Genomic DNA, 264 nt, shown 5'->3' with positions numbered 1-264 from the left:
GCCAAAAGCTTTGAAAAAATCACTTTTAGCGCTTGTGATAATGACGATTCATGGCATTATTTAGCCCAACAAAATCGTAGCATTGTTCTATTATTTGGGGTGGAGGCGCATGTCTGCGTCATGCAAACGGCGCTTGATTTGCTCGATAATGGTATGCAGCCAGTGATTATTGGTGATGCGGTTGGCTCGCGCTTTCCTTATGATAAGAAGCAAGCGATTCGCCGTATCCGCCGCGCTGGTGGCGTGATTAGTACGGTAGAATCC

Annotated in this window: 1 protein-coding gene; it reads left to right on the top strand. The window is 46.6% G+C overall.

What is annotated here, in order from left to right; all coding sequences use genetic code 11:
* Positions 1 to 264: isochorismatase family protein (locus tag AAEZ05_RS28955; RefSeq protein WP_350650053.1), on the top strand; the 264-nt coding region annotated here is incomplete at both ends.

Origin of the sequence: Pseudomonas sp. HY13-MNA-CIBAN-0226 (assembly GCF_040310305.1) — a bacterium.
GTDB lineage: Bacteria > Pseudomonadota > Gammaproteobacteria > Pseudomonadales > Pseudomonadaceae > Aquipseudomonas > Aquipseudomonas gregormendelii.
This window is presented reverse-complemented; position numbering and strand designations above follow the sequence as displayed.